Source organism: Nonomuraea sp. NPDC004580 (genome assembly GCF_040609855.1).
GTDB classification, from domain to species: Bacteria; Actinomycetota; Actinomycetes; order Streptosporangiales; family Streptosporangiaceae; genus Nonomuraea; species Nonomuraea salmonea.
Map to the genome: position 1 here is coordinate 1 of NZ_JBEXLH010000080.1, position 16,943 is coordinate 16,943.

General features: G+C 71.4%; 15 protein-coding genes. 10 read left to right on the forward strand and 5 right to left on the reverse strand.

Annotation, left to right across the window (positions count from 1 at the left end; genetic code table 11):
- Positions 1–748 (reverse strand): glycosyltransferase (locus ABZW11_RS41825; protein ID WP_355430543.1); only part of this gene is annotated, 748 nt, incomplete at its 3' end.
- A complete protein-coding gene (locus tag ABZW11_RS41830; protein ID WP_355430546.1) occupies positions 748–2,376 on the reverse strand; it encodes a carbamoyltransferase C-terminal domain-containing protein in 1,629 nt (542 codons plus the stop codon). The genes ABZW11_RS41830 and ABZW11_RS41825, both read right to left, overlap by 1 nt.
- A gap of 179 nt (positions 2,377–2,555) precedes the next feature.
- Here ABZW11_RS41830 and ABZW11_RS41835 point away from each other — a divergent pair, with 179 nt between their 5' ends.
- From ABZW11_RS41835 to ABZW11_RS41845, 3 genes are read left to right on the forward strand one after another with little or no spacing between them, the layout of a single operon-like run.
- A complete protein-coding gene (locus ABZW11_RS41835; protein WP_355430549.1) occupies positions 2,556–3,149 on the forward strand; it encodes an HAD-IIIA family hydrolase in 594 nt (197 codons plus the stop codon).
- Positions 3,146–4,075 carry a glycosyltransferase gene (locus ABZW11_RS41840; RefSeq protein ID WP_355430551.1) on the forward strand — a complete coding sequence of 310 codons (930 nt, stop codon included), beginning with the start codon at positions 3,146–3,148 and terminating at the stop codon, positions 4,073–4,075. Before ABZW11_RS41835 ends, ABZW11_RS41840 begins: the two co-directional genes overlap by 4 nt.
- A 30-nt stretch (positions 4,076–4,105) precedes the next feature.
- Positions 4,106–4,387 (forward strand): WhiB family transcriptional regulator, encoded by a 282-nt coding sequence (locus ABZW11_RS41845; RefSeq protein ID WP_355430554.1) that lies wholly within the window; start codon positions 4,106–4,108, stop codon positions 4,385–4,387.
- On the opposite strand, the gene ABZW11_RS41850 is transcribed toward ABZW11_RS41845, so the two are convergent.
- Positions 4,329–4,808 (reverse strand): peptide deformylase, encoded by a 480-nt coding sequence (locus ABZW11_RS41850; protein WP_355430557.1) that lies wholly within the window; start codon positions 4,806–4,808, stop codon positions 4,329–4,331. The genes ABZW11_RS41845 and ABZW11_RS41850 overlap by 59 nt on opposite strands.
- A gap of 229 nt (positions 4,809–5,037) precedes the next feature.
- Between ABZW11_RS41850 and ABZW11_RS41855 the strand changes: the two genes are divergently transcribed.
- Complete coding sequence (locus ABZW11_RS41855; protein WP_355430560.1) at positions 5,038–6,204, forward strand: uroporphyrinogen-III synthase; 1,167 nt, start codon at positions 5,038–5,040, stop codon at positions 6,202–6,204.
- A 253-nt stretch (positions 6,205–6,457) separates the two neighbouring features.
- Positions 6,458–7,180: a CbiX/SirB N-terminal domain-containing protein gene (locus ABZW11_RS41860; RefSeq protein ID WP_355430563.1), complete on the forward strand. Its 723-nt coding sequence runs from the start codon at positions 6,458–6,460 to the stop codon at positions 7,178–7,180.
- A 12-nt stretch (positions 7,181–7,192) separates the two neighbouring features.
- Here the strand turns inward: ABZW11_RS41860 and ABZW11_RS41865 are convergent, their stop codons facing one another.
- Both ABZW11_RS41865 and ABZW11_RS41870 read right to left on the reverse strand, forming a co-directional pair.
- Entirely contained in the window at positions 7,193–7,528 is a 336-nt protein-coding gene (locus ABZW11_RS41865; protein WP_355430566.1) for a TetR/AcrR family transcriptional regulator C-terminal domain-containing protein, read from the reverse strand.
- 367 nt (positions 7,529–7,895) lie between these two features.
- Positions 7,896–8,750, reverse strand: coding sequence for a PAC2 family protein (locus ABZW11_RS41870; RefSeq protein ID WP_355430569.1), 855 nt, complete (start codon positions 8,748–8,750; stop codon positions 7,896–7,898).
- Positions 8,751–9,014: 264 nt separating this feature from the next.
- Here ABZW11_RS41870 and metH point away from each other — a divergent pair, with 264 nt between their 5' ends.
- The 5 genes from metH (at position 9,015) to ABZW11_RS41895 (ending at position 16,886) form a co-directional block, all read left to right on the forward strand.
- A complete protein-coding gene (metH, locus tag ABZW11_RS41875; RefSeq protein WP_355430572.1) occupies positions 9,015–12,479 on the forward strand; it encodes a methionine synthase in 3,465 nt (1,154 codons plus the stop codon).
- A 104-nt stretch (positions 12,480–12,583) separates the two neighbouring features.
- Positions 12,584–13,228: an HAD family phosphatase gene (locus tag ABZW11_RS41880; protein WP_355430575.1), complete on the forward strand. Its 645-nt coding sequence runs from the start codon at positions 12,584–12,586 to the stop codon at positions 13,226–13,228.
- Between the two features lie 100 nt (positions 13,229–13,328).
- Positions 13,329–13,838, forward strand: coding sequence for a cellulose synthase (locus ABZW11_RS41885; protein WP_355430578.1), 510 nt, complete (start codon positions 13,329–13,331; stop codon positions 13,836–13,838).
- A gap of 238 nt (positions 13,839–14,076) precedes the next feature.
- Positions 14,077–15,069, forward strand: a complete 993-nt coding sequence (locus ABZW11_RS41890) for an ABC transporter permease (protein WP_355430581.1) — start codon at positions 14,077–14,079, stop codon at positions 15,067–15,069.
- Positions 15,070–15,119: 50 nt separating this feature from the next.
- Positions 15,120–16,886: an ABC transporter substrate-binding protein gene (locus tag ABZW11_RS41895; RefSeq protein ID WP_355430584.1), complete on the forward strand. Its 1,767-nt coding sequence runs from the start codon at positions 15,120–15,122 to the stop codon at positions 16,884–16,886.
- The last annotated feature ends 57 nt before the right edge of the window (positions 16,887–16,943 follow it).

Genomic DNA, 16,943 nt, shown 5'->3' on the forward strand with positions numbered 1-16,943 from the left:
GAAACCACCGGGGATCAGCACGCCGTCGACGCCGTCGAGCTCGCGCTCGGCGCCCTCGGGGGTGCAGGCGCAGCCGTCCCGGCGCGCCGCCGATCGCCGCCCGCCAGCCGGGCCCGTGCAGCCGCCGCATGAGCGCGTCGTCGGCGTTGCCCCGCTGGAAGCGCACGCTCGCCCAGAACCCGTCGTCACGGACGGGATGCGTGGTCACCCGATCGCCCTTGACCAGCCGGTGCCCGGCCCGCGAGACCCGCAGCGCCAGGTCGGCGTCCTCCCGGTAGGCGCGCGGGAAGCGCTCGTCGAAACCGCCCATGGCCTGCAGCACCTCGCGCCGGTACGCCATGTCGGCCGTCACCCACAGCGCGCCCGACAGCCCGGCGGTGTGCCGCTCGGCGTCGGTCGGCCTGCGCCGCACGGGCCGCGGCACCCGGATCCTGCCCTGGCTGCCCGCCACCTCGGGCGGCAGGTCCACCAGGTCCTTCCAGACCGCCTGCGCCCACCCGGAGACGGGGATCACGTCGTCGTCCAGGAAGACCACCCACGGCGTGTCGGCGGCCCGCCAGCCCGCGTTGCGCGCCGCCGCGGGCCCGCGCCCGCCCGAGCGCACCACCCGTACGTGCGCGGGAACGTGCAGCGCCCCGGGATCGCCGCGACGATCGTCCACCACGACCACCGGCACGTCGGAGCCCACGGCGGCGAGCGTCTCGCGCAGCGTGGCCCGCCCGACGGTGGGGATCACCACGGTGAACATCAGCCGAACACCTCCCCGCGCCGCACCAGATAGGGCCCGAGCGCCAGCACGTCCACGGGCGCGGACCCGAAGCACTCCAGCGCGTCACGCGGGTCGTCCACCATCGGCCGCCCGGCGGTGTTGAGGCTCGTGTTGACCACCACGGGCAGCCCCGTCCGCGCCTCGAACTCGCTCAGCACCCGCGCCATCAGCGGCTGCCGCTCGGGCGAGACGGTCTGGATGCGGGCGGTCCCGTCCACGTGCACGACCGCGGGGATGCGCGCCGCCCAGTCCGGGTGCACGTCGTGCACGAACAGCATGTACGGCGACGGCACAGGCCCCCGCCCGAAGATCTCCCGCGCCCGAGACTCCAGCACCATCGGCGCGACGGGACGGAACTGCTCGCGCCCCTTGACGTCGTTGAGCCGCTCGGTGTTGCGCGGATCGCCCGGATGCGCCAGCAAGGACCGGTGCCCGAGAGCCCGCGGCCCGTACTCGGAGCGGCCCTGGAACCAGGCCACGATCCGGTCGGCGGCCAGCTCGGCCGCCACCGCCGCGCCCAGGTCGGCCGGCCGCGTGTACGGCACCCGCGCCACGTCCAGCCACGCCCCCAGCTCCTCGTCGGTGAAGCCGCGTCCCAGGGCAGGGCAGCTCATGGGCGCGGCCGGCTCGCCGTAGACCTGCGCCAGGTGCAGCGCCCCGCCCAGCGCGGTGCCCGAGTCGCCGGCGGCCGGCTGCACCCACACCTCGTCGAACGGCCCCTCGTCCAGCAGCCGCGTGTTGGCCACGCAGTTGAGCGCCACCCCGCCGGCCAGCGCGAGGCGTCGCTCCCCGGTCCGCTCGTGCAGCCAGCGCACCAGCTCGAGCAGCACCTCCTCCAGCCGAGCCTGCACGCTGGCGGCCAGGTCGGCGTGGTCGGAGGTCCAGGGGGCGCCCTTCTTCAGCGCCTTGGCGTAGACGTTCCAGTCGACCGGCTCGACGCGGAACCCGCCGTCGCCGGTCGTGTAGATCACCTCGCGCAGCGCCTCCAGGTGGCGGGGGCGGCCGTAGGAGGCCATCGCCATCACCTTGTACTCGTCGCTGGAGCGCAGGAAGCCGAGGTGCTGGGTGACGTCCTCGTACATCAGGCCGAGCGAGTGCGGCAGCTCCTGGGTGGCGAGGATCTCCAGCTCGCCGCCCCGGTAGCGGCCGGCGAGGTGGGAGACGTTCTCGCCGCGCCCGTCGCACACCAGCACCGCGCAGTCGCGCCACGGCGAGGCGAGGCCCGCCGAGGCAGCGTGCGCGACGTGGTGCGGCACGTAGCTGACCTGCCCGGGGTCCAGGCCGGGCAGCGCCGTGGCGAGGAAGGCCGGGGCGCGCACCGCGTACCGGGTGCGCAGGTCCTCCCAGTCGCCCTCCGGCCGCTGGACCACCAGCGAAGGGTCGTAGGAGTAGGCGACGGCGTCGATGTCCTCGGGCGAGAGGCCCGCCTCGCTCAGGCACCAGGCGGCCGCCAGCTCGGGCAGCTCCCAGGCGGAGAAGGCGAGCGGTCTCTTGCCGTGCTTGCGGCGGCTGAAGCGTTCCTCTTCGGCCGCGGCCACGATCCTCCCGTCGGCCACGAGCGCGGCGGCCGGGTCGTGGAAGATCGCGTTGATGCCGAGAAATCTCATGCTTCCTCCCCCTGAGGATGTCGAGAACCGCTACCGAGAGAAGCGGCTCTCAAACCTGACGTCGCCCCGAACGAGCCCGGAAGAGGCCAAAACGGGCGTGGTCGCCTGGGATTGCTCACGCTGAGTAGCTGTTTGCCAGGCCGGGCCCCGGGTAGCTGCCGGGCACGCGACGGAGGTGAATGGTGTTCGAAAAGCGGCGTCCCGGGGCCGTGCTCTTCGACCGGGACGGAACCTTGATCAGGGACGTGCCCTACAACGGCGACCCCGGCCTGGTCGAACCCATGCCGGGCGCGGTGGAGGCACTGGGCCGGCTGAGACGGGCCGACGTGCCGGTGGCCGTGGTCACCAACCAGTCGGGCGTCGCCAAGGGCCTGCTGTCGCCGGACGAGATGGACCAGGTGAACGCCAAGGTGGAGGAGCTGCTCGGCCCGTTCGACGCGTGGGCGATCTGCGTGCACGACGACGCCGACGGCTGCACCTGCCGCAAGCCCGCGCCCGGCCTGGTGATCAGGGCCGCCGCGGTGCTCGACGTCAGCCCGCGCGACTGCGTGGTCGTCGGCGACATCGGCCGCGACATGGAGGCGGCCAGGGCCGCGGGGGCCAGGGGGATCCTCGTGCCCACCGAGCAGACCCTGGAGGAGGAGATCGAGCGGGCGCCCGAGGTCGCTGACGACCTGAGCGACGTCGTCGAGCGTGTGCTGAGCGGCGCGGAGGACCCGGTGCCCGCCGTCTCGGCCCCCTGGGCCCGCGCCATGGGCTGGAGCCGCTGGTGAAGATCCTCCTCTGGCACGTCCACGGCTCGTGGACCAGCGCGTTCATCCGCGGGTCGCACGAGTACCTGCTCCCGCTCGTCCCCGGCCGTGGTCCCGATGGCCGGGGGCGGGCGGCCACGTACGACTGGCCGGACAGCGCCCGGGAGGTGCCCTGGGACCGGCTGCGCGACGAGCAGGTGGACGCCGTCGTCTACCAGCGCCCGTACGAGATCGACCTGGCCCGCGACTGGCTCGGCCCGCGCGTCTCCCGCCTGCCCGCCGTCTACGTCGAGCACAACACCCCCGCGGGCGACGTGCCCCGCACCCGCCACCCGCTGGCGGACCAGACCGACGTCACGCTCGTGCACGTCACCCACTTCAACGAGCTGTACTGGGACAACGGCCGCGCCCCCACCCGCGTCATCGAGCACGGCGTCCCCGACCCAGGACACCTCTACAGCGGCGAGCTGGCCAGGGCCGCCGTCGTCGTCAACGAGCCGGTGCGCCGCGCCCGCGTCGCCGGCACCGACCTGCTGCCGCGCTTCGCCGAGCGGGTGCCGCTCGACGTGTTCGGCATGAAGGTGGACGGGCTGCCGTACGGCACGTACGAGGACCTGCCCCAGCACGTCATGCACGCCGAGCTGGCCAAGAGGCGCGTCTACCTGCACCCCTACCGCTGGACCTCGCTCGGCCTCGCCCTCATCGAGGCCATGACGCTCGGCATGCCGGTCGTCGCGCTGGCCGCCACCGAGGCGATCGAGGCGGTGCCGCCCGAGGCCGGCGTGCTGTCGACCAAGGTGCACGTGCTGGCCGACGCGCTGGCCGAGTTCGCGGGGGATCCCGAGCGGGCGAGCCAGGCGGGGAAGGCCGCCAGGGCCGCCGCCCTGGCCCGCTACGGGCTGGACCGCTTCCTGCGGGACTGGGACCGCCTGCTCAGCGAGGTATGACGCCTTACGGCATGGGTAGGCGCGAGGAGCATGATGATGATGCTCGACTGGACACGCAGAGCAGCCTGCCTGGACCTCGACCCCGAGCTGTTCTTCCCGATCTCGATGGAGGGGCCGAGCCAGTCGCAGGCCGACCGGGCCAAGCGGGTGTGCGCCCGCTGCCCCGTACGCGAACCGTGCCTGGAATACGCCCTGGACACCCGGCAGGCGTACGGCGTGTGGGGCGGCACCGACCCCGGGCAGCGGCGCGAGCTCAGCTTGGCAGAGCCGCGAGAAAACGTTCCCGCTCGTCCGCTTCGAGGTGGTCACTGAACAGCACGCCGTCGAGGTGGTCGGTCTCGTGCTGGAGCACCCGCGCGAGTGTGCCGAGCGCCCTGACGGTGACAGGCTTGCCGAACATGTCACGGCCACGCGCGGTGACCATGTAGGAACGTTCCAGTGGCCACCACACGCCGGGCGCCGACAGGCACGCCTCATCGGCCGTCACCCGCCGCTGTGACAGCTCCAGCCGCGGGTTGACCAGGTGGCCCGACTTGCCGTCGTAGTCGTAGACCACCACGCGTACCGGCTCGCCGAGCTGCGGGGCCGCCAGCCCGGCCCGCCCCGCGCCCGCCCGCAGCGTCGCCGTCAGCGACTTCACCAGCCGGCGCAGCTCCCGATCGAAATCCTTGACCGGCTCGGCGACCGTGCGCAGCACCGGATCGCCGAACATGCGAATAGGCAGGACCGTCACCCGCGACTCCCCGATAGGCGGCCTCGTCACGGAGAACGTTTCCCCCGCCCGCGCCGGGCCAATCACGCCACCGCAGCCTTGTAGCACAGCGGTAACAGAGGAGACCCCCGGGCGAAACCACCCGAAAGCAGTATCGGAGGGTGATCTCACTTGCGTCACACGCACCTGTGATGCCTGGCCGGGTGCTCGGGGCCCGACCAGGCGTCCCCGACTATCTGGAGGTGCACGCATGAGCGCGCTTCCCCCGGAGGGCGGCTCGTCACCGGAGACGGCGCCCGACGCGCTGGCGGGCTTCACCGTCGGCGTGACCGCGACGAGACGGCGCGAGGAGTTCGGCGCCCTGCTGGAGCGCCGCGGCGCCCGCGTGGTCAGCGCCCCCGCGATCCGCCTCGTCCCCCTCGCCGAGGACGCCGACCTGCTCGCCGCCACCCGGCAGAGCCTGCGGGCCCCGCTCGACGACGTGGTCGTCACCACCGGTGTCGGCTTCCGCGGCTGGATGGCCGCCGCCGAGGGCTGGGGGCTGTCCGCCGAGCTCGGCGAGCACCTCGCCGGCGCCCGCCTGCTCACCCGCGGTCCCAAGGCCAGGGGAGCGGTGCGCGCCGCCGGGCTCAACGACCACTGGACCCCCTCGACGGAGTCCTGCCAGGAGGTCAAGGAGCACCTCCTCGCCCAGGACCTGCGCGGGCGGCGCATCGCCGTCCAGCAGCACGGAGAGCCGCTGCGCGACTTCGTGACCGAGCTGCGCGCCGCCGGGGCCGAGGTGATCGAGATCCCGGTCTACCGGTGGCTGCCGTACCGCGACATCTCGCCGCTGCGCCGCCTCATCAGCCAGACCGTCTCCGGCTCGGTGGACGCGGTGGCCTTCACCAGCGCGCCCGCCGTGCACGCCATGCTGAACGCCGCCCGCGCCGATGGCCTGGAGGAGGCGCTGCTCGCCGCGTTCGGCGGCCCGGTCGTGGCGGCCTGCGTCGGCCCCGTCACCGCCGACCCGCTCGCCTCGCGCGGCGTGCCCACCCTGCAGCCCGACCGCTCCCGGCTCGGCGCTCTCGCCCGGGCCCTGGCCAGGCACCTGCCCGAGCACGGCGTCACCCGGCTCGTCGCGGGCGGCCACCGGCTGGAGATCCGTGGCCACGCCGTCGTCGTGGACGGCGAGCTGCGGCCGCTGCCGCCGGCGCCGATGGCGGTGCTCAAGCGCCTGGCCGACAAGCCGGGCCACGTGGTGTCGCGGGCCGACCTGCGTACGGTGCTGCCCGGCAGCGTCGCCCGCGACTCGGCCGAGCACGCCGTGGAGATGGCCATCACCCGGCTGCGCCGCGCGCTCGGGCCTGGCGGCATCGTCGAGACCGTCGTCAAGCGCGGCTACCGGCTCGCCTGCCTGTACGAGGCCGGCCTTTGACCGTCGCACCACTCACCCCAGCCCGTCCCAGGCCGCCGACCCCCGCCGCTGGGTTCGCTCAGATCCGGCCTTCAACCCTCCGGCCCCCCGTCACCGAGCCGACCACCCAGCCGACCGAGCGCGCCACCGAGCCGACCGAGCGCGCCACCGAGCGCGCCACCAGGCCCGCCCGGGGTCGGTGGCCGTCGATGACATCTGCCCCGCACACCGAGGAGTTCCGCATGCCGTGGCCCGTTCCCGCCGGAGCCGGCCGATGACCCCCACGCTCGTTCTGGCCGCCCACGGCACCCGCGACCCCGCGGGGGAGCGGACGCTGGCCGCACTTGCGGAGACCGCCAGGGCCGCACGTCCAGGACGCCGCGTGGAGCTCAGCTACCTGGAGCTCAGCTCGCCGCTGCTGGCGCAGGTGCTGCCCGCCGTGCGCGGGCCGGTGGTCGTCGTGCCGCTGCTGCTGGCCGGCGGCTACCACGTGCACGTCGACCTGCCCCGCGTCGTCGCCGAGCACCGGCCGGACGCGGTGGTGGCCCGCTGGCTCGGCCCGCACCGGCTGCTCACCTCGGCGCTGGCGCGCAAACTGGCCCGCGCGGGGCTGCGCGCCACCGACGCGGTGCTGCTCGGCGCGGCCGGCTCGTCCGACCCGGCGGCGCTGGCCGACGTGCGCGCCGCCGCGCACCGGCTCGCCGTGCGGCTGGCCCGCCCGGTGACCGCCGCGTTCGCGTCGGCGGGCACGCCGTCGCTGAACGAGGCCATGGAACGGCTCGCCTCGACGCCGGCCGCGCGGGTGACGATCGCCTCGTACGTGCTCGCGCCAGGCTTCTTCCACGACCGGCTGGCCGCGGTGGCCGCGGGCCATCCCGCGGCGGTGGTCAGCGAGCCGCTGGGCGCCGACCTCGACGTCGCGGCGCTGATCTGGCACCGCTACGACGAGGCAGTACGCCGCTCCGCCGCCATGCCGCGCACCCTGCGCCGGGCATGACATGAAAGAAGATCAGACGGGGTCGAGTCGCAGCTCGCGGACGATCTCGCGGGCACTGGCGTCCCTGGACGGCGCGGCGTCGGCGCCGACGAACATCTCGATGTAGGCCCGGTGGAAGCAGCCCGCGACCAGCAGCCGCGCGCTCGCCTCCGGGTCGGCGTCGGCCCTGAGGCGGCCCAGCCGCTGCTCGGCCGCCAGGTACGCGGCCAGCGGCGTGGTCTCCGTACGCGGCCCGAGCTCGGTCTCCTTGATGGCCTGGCGGAAGCGCACGGTGACGTTGGGCGAGGTGAAGGCCGGCAGCGCGGCGCTCTGGACGTCGAGGTAATAGTCGATGCCCGCCCGCGCCACAGGCAGAAGATTGTCGGAAACGGACCCTTTTCCTGCGCGGTGGGCTAGATCATGAAGAATGCTCAACCAGAGGGGAAGCCGATCCTGGAGCAGCGCGAGGAAGTGGTCCACCGAGCCGCCGGCACGGTCCTCCCTGAGCGAGACGGCCATCTCGAGGATGCGCCGCCGGGTGTCCTGGCTCCTCTGGTGCGGGTCAACATGGGATGTCGCCATGGCATGCCTAACGTGCGCGGTCGGAGGATGTAGGCATCACGTGCGAAGCCGGAGTTTTCGGCCGGCTAAATCTGGAGTCCCGGCTTGTCGGGATCTGGTGGTCCCCGATTATTACCTGAAGAAGAGAAAATTGGGCAGATTTGCTACCTGAGAGTTAGCCGTCCGTGTCTCGATCTCTACGTCGCAGGTAGCGCTCGAATTCGGCCGCGATCGCGTCGCCGCTGGCCTCGGGCAGCTCGGCCGCGTCCTTGCGCTCCTCGAGCTCCTTGACGTATTCGGCCACCTCACTGTCCTGCGAGGCCAGCTCGTCGACGCCGCGCTCCCACGCCCTGGCCTCCTCGTCGAGGTCGCCCAGCGGCATCGGGATCTCCAGGACGTCCTCCAGCCGGCGCAGCAGCGCCAGCGTGGCCTTGGGGTTGGGCGGCTGCGCGACGTAGTGGGGCACCGACGCCCACAGCGAGATCGCGTCGAGCCCCGCCTTGCCGAACGCGTGCTGCAGCACGCCCACGATGCCGGTCGGGCCCTCGTAGCGGCTCAGCTCCAGCCCCGTCGAGCGGGCCAGCCCCTCGGTGGTGGCGCCGCCGAGAATCGGCACGGGCCTGGTGTGCGGCGAGTCGTTGAGCAGCGCGCCGAGCATGACGGCCAGCTCGATGCCGAGCTCGCGGCAGACGTAGATGATGTCGTCGCAGAACGAGCGCCAGCGCATGTTGGGCTCGATGCCGCGCAGCAGCACCACGTCGCGCTCGACGCCCGGCGGCCGCGCGCGCAGCAGCCGCGTCGTCGGCCACACGATCGACTGGGCCAGCCCGTCGGTCATCTCCACCACGGGCCTGGTGACCTGGAAGTCGTAGTAGTCGTCGGGGTCGAGCGCCACCAGCGGCTCTGCCTTCCAGGCGGACTCGAGATGGGCGATCACGCCGCTGGAAGCCTCACCCGCGTCGTTCCACCCCTCGAACGCGGCGATGAGCACCGGGTCGACGAGCTCGGGGAGCCCTTCGAGCTCTATCACGTGTCGCCTCCACTTCCCTTCGTCCCGCTAAGCCTATGCGGTGAGGAGGCATCGCCGTCACCGATCTCCCCCCTAATGCCGCCCTGCCCCGTTCGCGACCCGCGAACGCGCCCCGCAAGACAACGATCACGAAACGCCGGGAATGACCCCCCGCACCCGCCGACGCCGCCCCCACGGGGCCTCAGGACAGGGCCTCGGGCATGTCCTGAGGCGGTCGAGCGGCGTGCGAGCGGCGCTCGAAGCCCAACCGATAAGCTGAACCTCATGAGCATCTCCCCGTCCTTCCGAGAAGTGTTGTCCCAGCGCGTCATCGTGGCCGACGGGGCGATGGGCACGATGCTCCAGGCCCAGGACCCCACGCTCGACGACTTCCACGGGCACGAGGGCTGCAACGAGGTGCTCAACGTCACCCGCCCCGACATCGTGCGCGGCGTCCACGACGCCTACTTCGCGGTCGGCGTCGACTGCGTCGAGACCAACACCTTCGGCGCCAACCTCGCCGCGCTCGGCGAATACGACATCGCCGACCGCGTCTTCGAATACTCCGAGGCCGGCGCCCGCATCGCCCGCGAGGCCGCCGACCACTGGGCCACCCCGGACCAGCCGCGCTTCGTGCTCGGCTCCATGGGCCCGGGCACCAAGCTGCCGACGCTCGGCCACCTGCCCTACGCGAGCCTGCGCGACGCCTACCGCGACAACGCGGCCGGCCTGATCGCCGGCGGCGCCGACGCGCTCATCATCGAGACCTGCCAGGACCTGCTCCAGGTCAAGGCCGCCGTGGTCGGCGCCAAGCGGGCCATCGAGGCGGCCGGCCGCGACATCCCGATCATCGCCCAGGTCACCATCGAGACCAACGGCGCCATGCTGCTCGGCTCCGAGATCGGCGCCGCGCTCACCGCGATCGAGCCGCTCGGCGTCGACATCGTCGGGCTCAACTGCGCGACCGGCCCCGCCGAGATGAGCGAGCACCTGCGCTACCTCGCCCGCCACTCCCGGCTCAAGCTGTCCTGCATGCCCAACGCCGGCCTGCCGGTGCTGACCGCCGACGGCGCCTACTACCCGCTGAGCGCGCAAGAGCTGGCCGAGGCCCACCGGACCTTCACCCGCGACTACGGCCTGTCGCTGGTGGGCGGTTGCTGCGGCACCACGCCCGAGCACCTGCGCCAGGTGGTCGAGCAGGTGCGCGGCAAGCAGCCCGCCACGCGCCGGCCCCGCCCCGAGCCCGGCGCCTCCTCGCTCTACCAGACCGTCCCGTTCCGCCAGGACACCTCCTACCTCGCCATCGGCGAGCGCTGCAACACCAACGGCTCCAAGGCCTTCCGCGAGGCCATGCTGGCCGGCCGCTGGGACGACTGCGTCGAGATGGCCCGCGACCAGGCCCGCGACGGCGCCCACATGCTCGACCTGTGCGTCGACTACGTCGGCCGCGACGGCGTGACCGACATGAAGGAGCTGGCCTTCCGCTTCGCGACCGCCTCCACGCTGCCGATCATGCTCGACTCCACCGAGCCCGCGGTGCTGCAGGCCGGTCTCGAGATGCTGGGCGGGCGCGCCGCCGTCAACTCCGTCAACTACGAGGACGGCGACGGCCCCGACTCCCGCTTCCAGAAGATCATGCGGCTGGTCCGCGAGCACGGCGCCGCCGTGGTCGCCCTCACCATCGACGAGGAGGGCCAGGCCCGCACCGCCGACCACAAGGTGCGGGTGGCCACCCGCCTGGTCGAAGACCTCACCGGCAACTGGGGCATGCGGGTCGAGGACATCATCGTCGACTGCCTGACCTTCCCCATCGCCACCGGCCAGGAGGAGACCAGGCGCGACGGCCTGGAGACCATCGAGGCGATCCGCGAGCTCAAGCGCCGCTACCCGGGCGTGCAGACCACGCTGGGCCTGTCCAACATCAGCTTCGGCCTCAACCCGGCCGCCCGCATGGTGCTCAACTCGGTGTTCCTCAACGAGTGCGTCAACGCGGGGCTCGACTCCGCCATCGTCCACGCCTCCAAGATCCTGCCGATGGCGCGCATCCCCGACGAGCAGCGCCAGGTCGCCCTCGACATGGTCTACGACCGCCGCCGCGAGGGCTACGACCCGCTGCAGCGCTTCATGGACCTGTTCGAAGGGGTCGACGCCGCCGCCATGCGCGCCGGCAAGGCCGAGGAGCTGGCCGCGCTGCCGCTGTGGGAGCGGCTCAAGCGGCGCATCATCGACGGCGAGCGCAAGGGCCTCGAGGCCGACCTCGACACCGCGCTCGACCAGCGGCCCGCCCTTGAGATCATCAACGACGTGCTGCTCGACGGCATGAAGACGGTCGGCGAGCTGTTCGGCTCAGGACAGATGCAGCTGCCGTTCGTGCTGCAGTCGGCCGAGGTGATGAAGGCCGCCGTCGCCTACCTCGAGCCCCACATGGACCGCGTCGAGGGCGAGACCAAGGGCCGCATCGTGCTGGCCACCGTCAAGGGCGACGTCCACGACATCGGCAAGAACCTCGTCGACATCATCCTGTCCAACAACGGCTACCAGGTCGTCAACCTCGGCATCAAGCAGCCGGTCTCGGCCATCCTCGAGGCGGCCGACGAGCAGAAGGCCGACGTCATCGGCATGTCGGGCCTGCTGGTCAAGTCGACGGTCATCATGAAGGAGAACCTGGAGGAGATGAACTCCAGGGGCCTGTCGCAGCGCTACCCGGTGCTGCTCGGCGGGGCCGCGCTCACCCGCGCCTACGTCGAGCAGGACCTCGCCGGGCTGTTCGAGGGCGAGGTGCGCTACGCCCGCGACGCGTTCGAGGGGCTGCGGCTGATGGACGCGATCATGGCGGTCAAGCGCGGCGAGGCGGGCGCGACGCTGCCGCCGCTGCGCGAGCGGCGCGTCAAGACCGGCGCGACGCTCGTCCGCACGCCCGTCGAGGAGCTGCCGGCCCGATCCGACGTCGCCGCCGACAACCCGGTGCCGCGCGCGCCCTTCCACGGCGACCGCATCGTCAAGGGCATCTCGCTGACCGACTACGCCGCCTTCCTCGACGAGCGCGCCCTGTTCCTCGGCCAGTGGGGGCTCAAGCCCACCAGGGGCGGCGAAGGCCCCGGCTATGAGGAGCTGGTCGAGACCGAGGGCCGGCCGCGGCTGCGCATGTGGCTCGACCGCATCCAGACCGAGGGCCTGCTGGAGGCGGCCGTCGTCTACGGCTACTTCCCGTGCGTCTCCGACGGCGACTCACTGATCATCCTCGACGACGCCGGTGATGAGCGCACCCGCTTCACGTTCCCGCGCCAGCGCCGTGACCGCCACCTGTGCCTGTCCGACTTCTTCCGCCCGAAGGACAGCGGGGAGGTCGACGTCGTCGGCTTCCAGGTGGCCACCATGGGCGCGAAGATCTCCGAGGCCACGGCCGAGCTGTTCGCCAAAGACGCCTACCGCGACTACCTCGAGCTGCACGGCCTGTCGGTGCAGCTCACCGAGGCGCTGGCCGAATACTGGCACGCCCGGGTGCGCGCGGAGTGGGGCATCGGCGGCGACGAGTCGCTCGACGACATGCTCAAGGTCAACATTCAGGGCTGCCGCTACTCCTTCGGCTACCCGGCCTGCCCCAATCTGGAGGACCAGAAGCAGCTGTTCGAGCTGCTCGACCCCGAGCGCATCGGGGTGACGCTGTCGGAGGAGTTCCAGCTCCACCCCGAGCAGGCCACCTCGGCGCTGGTCGCCCACCATCCCGAGGCGAAATACTTCAACGTCTGACCCGCCCGGTCCCGCCGCGCGCCCGGCATCGGGCGGTTCGCCGTGCGCGCAGGGGCGGCAGCGTGACACGGAGAGAACCGCCGACCGATCGGGGAGAGCATTTCATGGACGCCGTCTTCTTCGACATGGACGGCCTGCTGGTGGACAGCGAGCGCGTCTGGCTGGAGATCGAGACCGGGGTGATGGCCAGGCTCGGCGCCGTGTGGACGCCCGAGCACCAGGCCCACCTGGTGGGCGGCTCCATGGAGCGCACGGTCGACTACATGCTGGCGGTCTCGGGCGCCGAGGTGGCGCCGCAGGCCGTGCGGGATTGGATGATCGACGGCATGGTGGCCCGGCTGCAGGACGGCGTGCCCGTCATGCCGGGCGCGTCCGAGCTGCTCGACGCGCTGCGCGACGAGGGGGTGCCGGTGGCGCTGGTCACCTCCTCGCTGCGGCCGATCGCCGACGCGGTGCTGAAGAGCGTCGGCAAGGAGCGGTTCGACCTGGTGGTGACGGCCGACGACGTCACCCGCACGAAGCCGGATCCGGAGCCCTACCTGACGGCCGCGCGGCGGCTCGGGGCCGAGCCGGTGCGCTGCGTGGTGCTGGAGGACTCCCCGAACGGGGTGGCCGCGGCGACGGCGGCCGGCTGCGCGGTGGTGGCGGTGCCCAGCCTGCTGCCCGTCGAGCAGGCGCCGGGGCGGCTGGTGGTGACGTCCCTGACGGACATAGGGGTCGCGGACCTGAGGGCACTTCTGGGGCCGTAGACACGTTCCCCTAAGGGAGAAGTGGTTCTCACGGAGGAGGCGCACGGGCCTTCGCGTGCCAGGATGGTAAAGCAAGAGCCACGGACTAGGGGGCGGCGAGATGGACACCTTCAACGCGATCGCCTGGCTGCCGCTGTGCGCCGGTGTGACCATAGCCGGGCTGGTGCTGGCCTTCCTGGCGTTCCGGCGCCGGGGCGCGGCGGCCGGCATGCGGGTGACGGCGTGGGCGCTGCTGCCGCTGGCCGCCTACCTCACGGGCGCGCTGCAGTCGCTGTGGACGATCGGCACCACCGTGGTGGGCTTCGTGACGGGGCTGGTGCTCAACCCCGCCGTGTGGGCGGGCGTGGCGCTGGCCGGGCTGTCGGTCGTGCTGTTCGTGGCGTCGGGGGTGATGCGCGGCAGGAAGCTGTCCTCGGGGCGGAAGAAGCCGGCCGCCGAGACGCCGCAGGCAGGCGCGCCGGAGGCGGGACGGCAGGCGGCACGGAAGCCCGCCCAGAAGCCCGCCGGGGCGGCCAAGCCGCAACCCGCCGTCAGCCAGAAGCCGGCGAGCAAGGGCGACGACGACTTCTCCGACATCGAGGAGCTCCTCAAGCGGCGCGGCATCAGCTGAACCGGCCACGCCGGGGTGACTATGTCACGGTTCCGAGACGTAACCGGAACTCGCTCTAGACAATCCGTTCAAGATCAATACAAATGAGTTTCGCAACAATCACGGATTGGCCACATAGCAGCCTGAGGGACTAGTCAGCGCAGCTCAGGCCATAGATTCTGCCCCATGAGGTCGCGACAAGCGGTCTAGAGTCAGCACGCAATGACTGCGTCGTCTTGTCAGCAGGGGGCATTACGGAATGACCGCACCGCTCGACGTTCCCGGTTCAGCAGCCGAGGCGAACCCGGAGGCTGTCCTCGCCGGGACGGGCAAGGCCATCCAAGGCCGATCCCTCACCAGGATCGCCTGGATGCGGCTGCGCCGCGACAAGGTCGCACTCACCGGCGGCATCATCGTCATCCTGCTGATCCTCGTCGCGATCTTCTCCTCGCCGATCATCTCCGTGTTCGGCCACCCGCCCCTGGAGTTCCACCAGGACGAGATCGACCCGAACACGCTGCTGCCCAAGGGCGCCTTCGGCGGCGTGAGCGGCGAATACCTGCTCGGCGTCGAACCGGTCAACGGCCGCGACATCTTCAGCCGCATCGTCGCCGGCGCGTGGATCTCGCTGCTGATCGGCTTCGTGGCCACGCTGCTGTCGGTCATCATCGGCACCACGCTCGGCGTCATCGCCGGCTACTTCGGCGGCTGGGTCGACCAGATCATCGGCCGGCTCATGGACGTCTTCCTCGCCTTCCCGCTCCTGGTCTTCGCCATCGCGCTGGCCGGAGTCATCCCCGACGAGGGGTTCGGCCTGCAGGGCAACGGGCTGCGCATCGCCATGCTGATCTTCATCATCGGCTTCTTCAGCTGGCCCAGCATCGGCCGCATCGTGCGCGGCCAGACGCTGTCGCTGCGCGAGCGCGAGTTCGTCGACGCCGCCAAGAGCCTCGGCGCCCGCCACGGCTACATCCTCTTCCGCGAGATCCTGCCGAACCTGCTGGCACCGATCCTGGTCTACGCGACCCTGCTCATCCCGACCAACATCCTCTTCGAGGCCGCGCTGTCGTTCCTCGGCGTCGGCGTCAGCCCGCCTACCCCGACCTGGGGTGGCATGCTGTCCGAGGCGGTCCGCTTCTACACACTGCCCCACTTCGTGCTCTTCCCGGGGCTGGCGATCTTCATCACGGTCCTGGCGTTCAACCTGTTCGGCGACGGACTGCGCGACGCCTTCGACCCACGGGCGCACTGAGTCCCGCCAACGCTTCATCCCCCGCATCTCACTCATCAAGGGGTTAGTCAATGAGAAGGAAACACGCACTGGCCGGAGCCGCGACAGCGGCCCTCGCCCTGGTGCTCTCCGCCTGTGGCGGCGGAGGTGGGAGTACCTCACAGCAGCCCGCCCAGTCGGCGTCAGGCGGTGCCGCGCAACCCGCGTTCAACGCCGCGCTCACCTCGGTCTACAACCCGTCCACGAAGAAGGGCGGGACGCTGAAGGCGGCCCACTCCTCCGACTGGGACAGCCTCGACCCGGGTGACACCTACTACGGCTACTCGTTCAACTTCGGCCGCCTCTACTGGCGGACGCTGACGATGTACAAGCCGGGTCCCGGCCCCGAGGGCAACACCGTCATCCCCGACCTGGCCGAAGGGCTCGGCGAGGCCAGCGACGGCGGCAAGACCTGGACGTACAAGCTGAAGAGCGGCCTGAAGTTCGAGGACGGCACCCCGATCACGGCCAAGGACGTGGCCTACGCGGTGGCGCGCTCCTTCGACAAGGAGACCTTCGCGCACGGCCCCTCCTACCTCAACGAGCTGCTCGACTGGCCGAAGGACTTCAAGGGCGTCTACAAGACCCCGGACGTCGACTACAAGTCCGCCGTCGAGGCCACCGACGACAGCACCGTCGTCTTCCACCTGAAGAAGCCGTTCGCGTCGATGGACTACATCGTCCAGATGCCGATGACGGCTCCGGTGCCGAAGGACAAGGACACGGGCGCCAAGTACAAGGAGCACGTCGTCTCCTCCGGCCCGTACAAGTTCGAGACCAACGAGATCGGCAAGCGCTTCACCCTGGTCCGCAACGACCAGTGGGACCCGGCGACCGACCCGAACAGGCCGGCCCTGCCGGACCGCATCGAGGTCCAGCTGAACGTCAACGCCGACGACCTCGACAACCAGCTGATCGCGGGTGACATCCACCTCGACATCCCCGGCACCGGCATGCAGCCGGCCGCGCTGGGCAAGGTGCTGCCGGACCCGGCGCTCAAGGCCCGTACGGACAACCCGACGATCCCCAGGCTCTGGTATGTCTCGGTCATCCCGGACACCCCGCCGCTGGACAACGTCGAGTGCCGCAAGGCCGTGATGTGGGCCGCCGACCGCGTCGCCAACCAGACCGCCTACGGAGGCCCGCTGGCCGGTGGCGACATCGCCACCAACGTCATGCCGCCGCCCATCGTCGGCCAGGAGAAGTTCGACCTGTACGCCACCCCCGAGAACAAGGGTGACGTCGCCAAGGCCAAGCAGGCCCTCACCGCCTGCGGCCAGCCGAACGGCTTCGAGACCACCATGGCGTTCCGCTCGGACCGCCCGCGCGAGAAGGCGCTGGCCGAGGCCACGCAGCAGGCTCTCGCCAAGGTGAACATCAAGCTCAACCTCAAGGGCTTCCCGGCCTCCAGCTACTTCTCCGACTACGCCGGTAACACCGACTACGTCAAGAACAACAAGATCGGCCTGGCCACGCACGGCTGGGGCTCCGACTGGCCCGACGGCTACGGCTTCATGCAGGCCATCGTCGACAGCCGCACCATCCGCAAGGCCGGCAACTACAACCTCAGCGTCAAGAGCCCGGAGGTCGACAAGCTGATCGACCAGGCCTCCGCCGAGCTCGACGACACCGCCCGCGCCAAGCTGTGGGTCGAGGTCGACAAGAAGGTCATGGAGGACGCGTCCCTCCTGCCGGTCGTGTGGGCCAAGTCGCTGCTCATGCGCGGTCAGGGCGTGACGAACGTCGCCTACAACGAGGGCCAGAGCATGTACGACTACATCTTGCTCGGCGTCGAGTGACCAGGCGAGGTTCGGGGATCTAGCGAAGGCAGGTGAAGGCAGGAGTGGCCCGCCCGC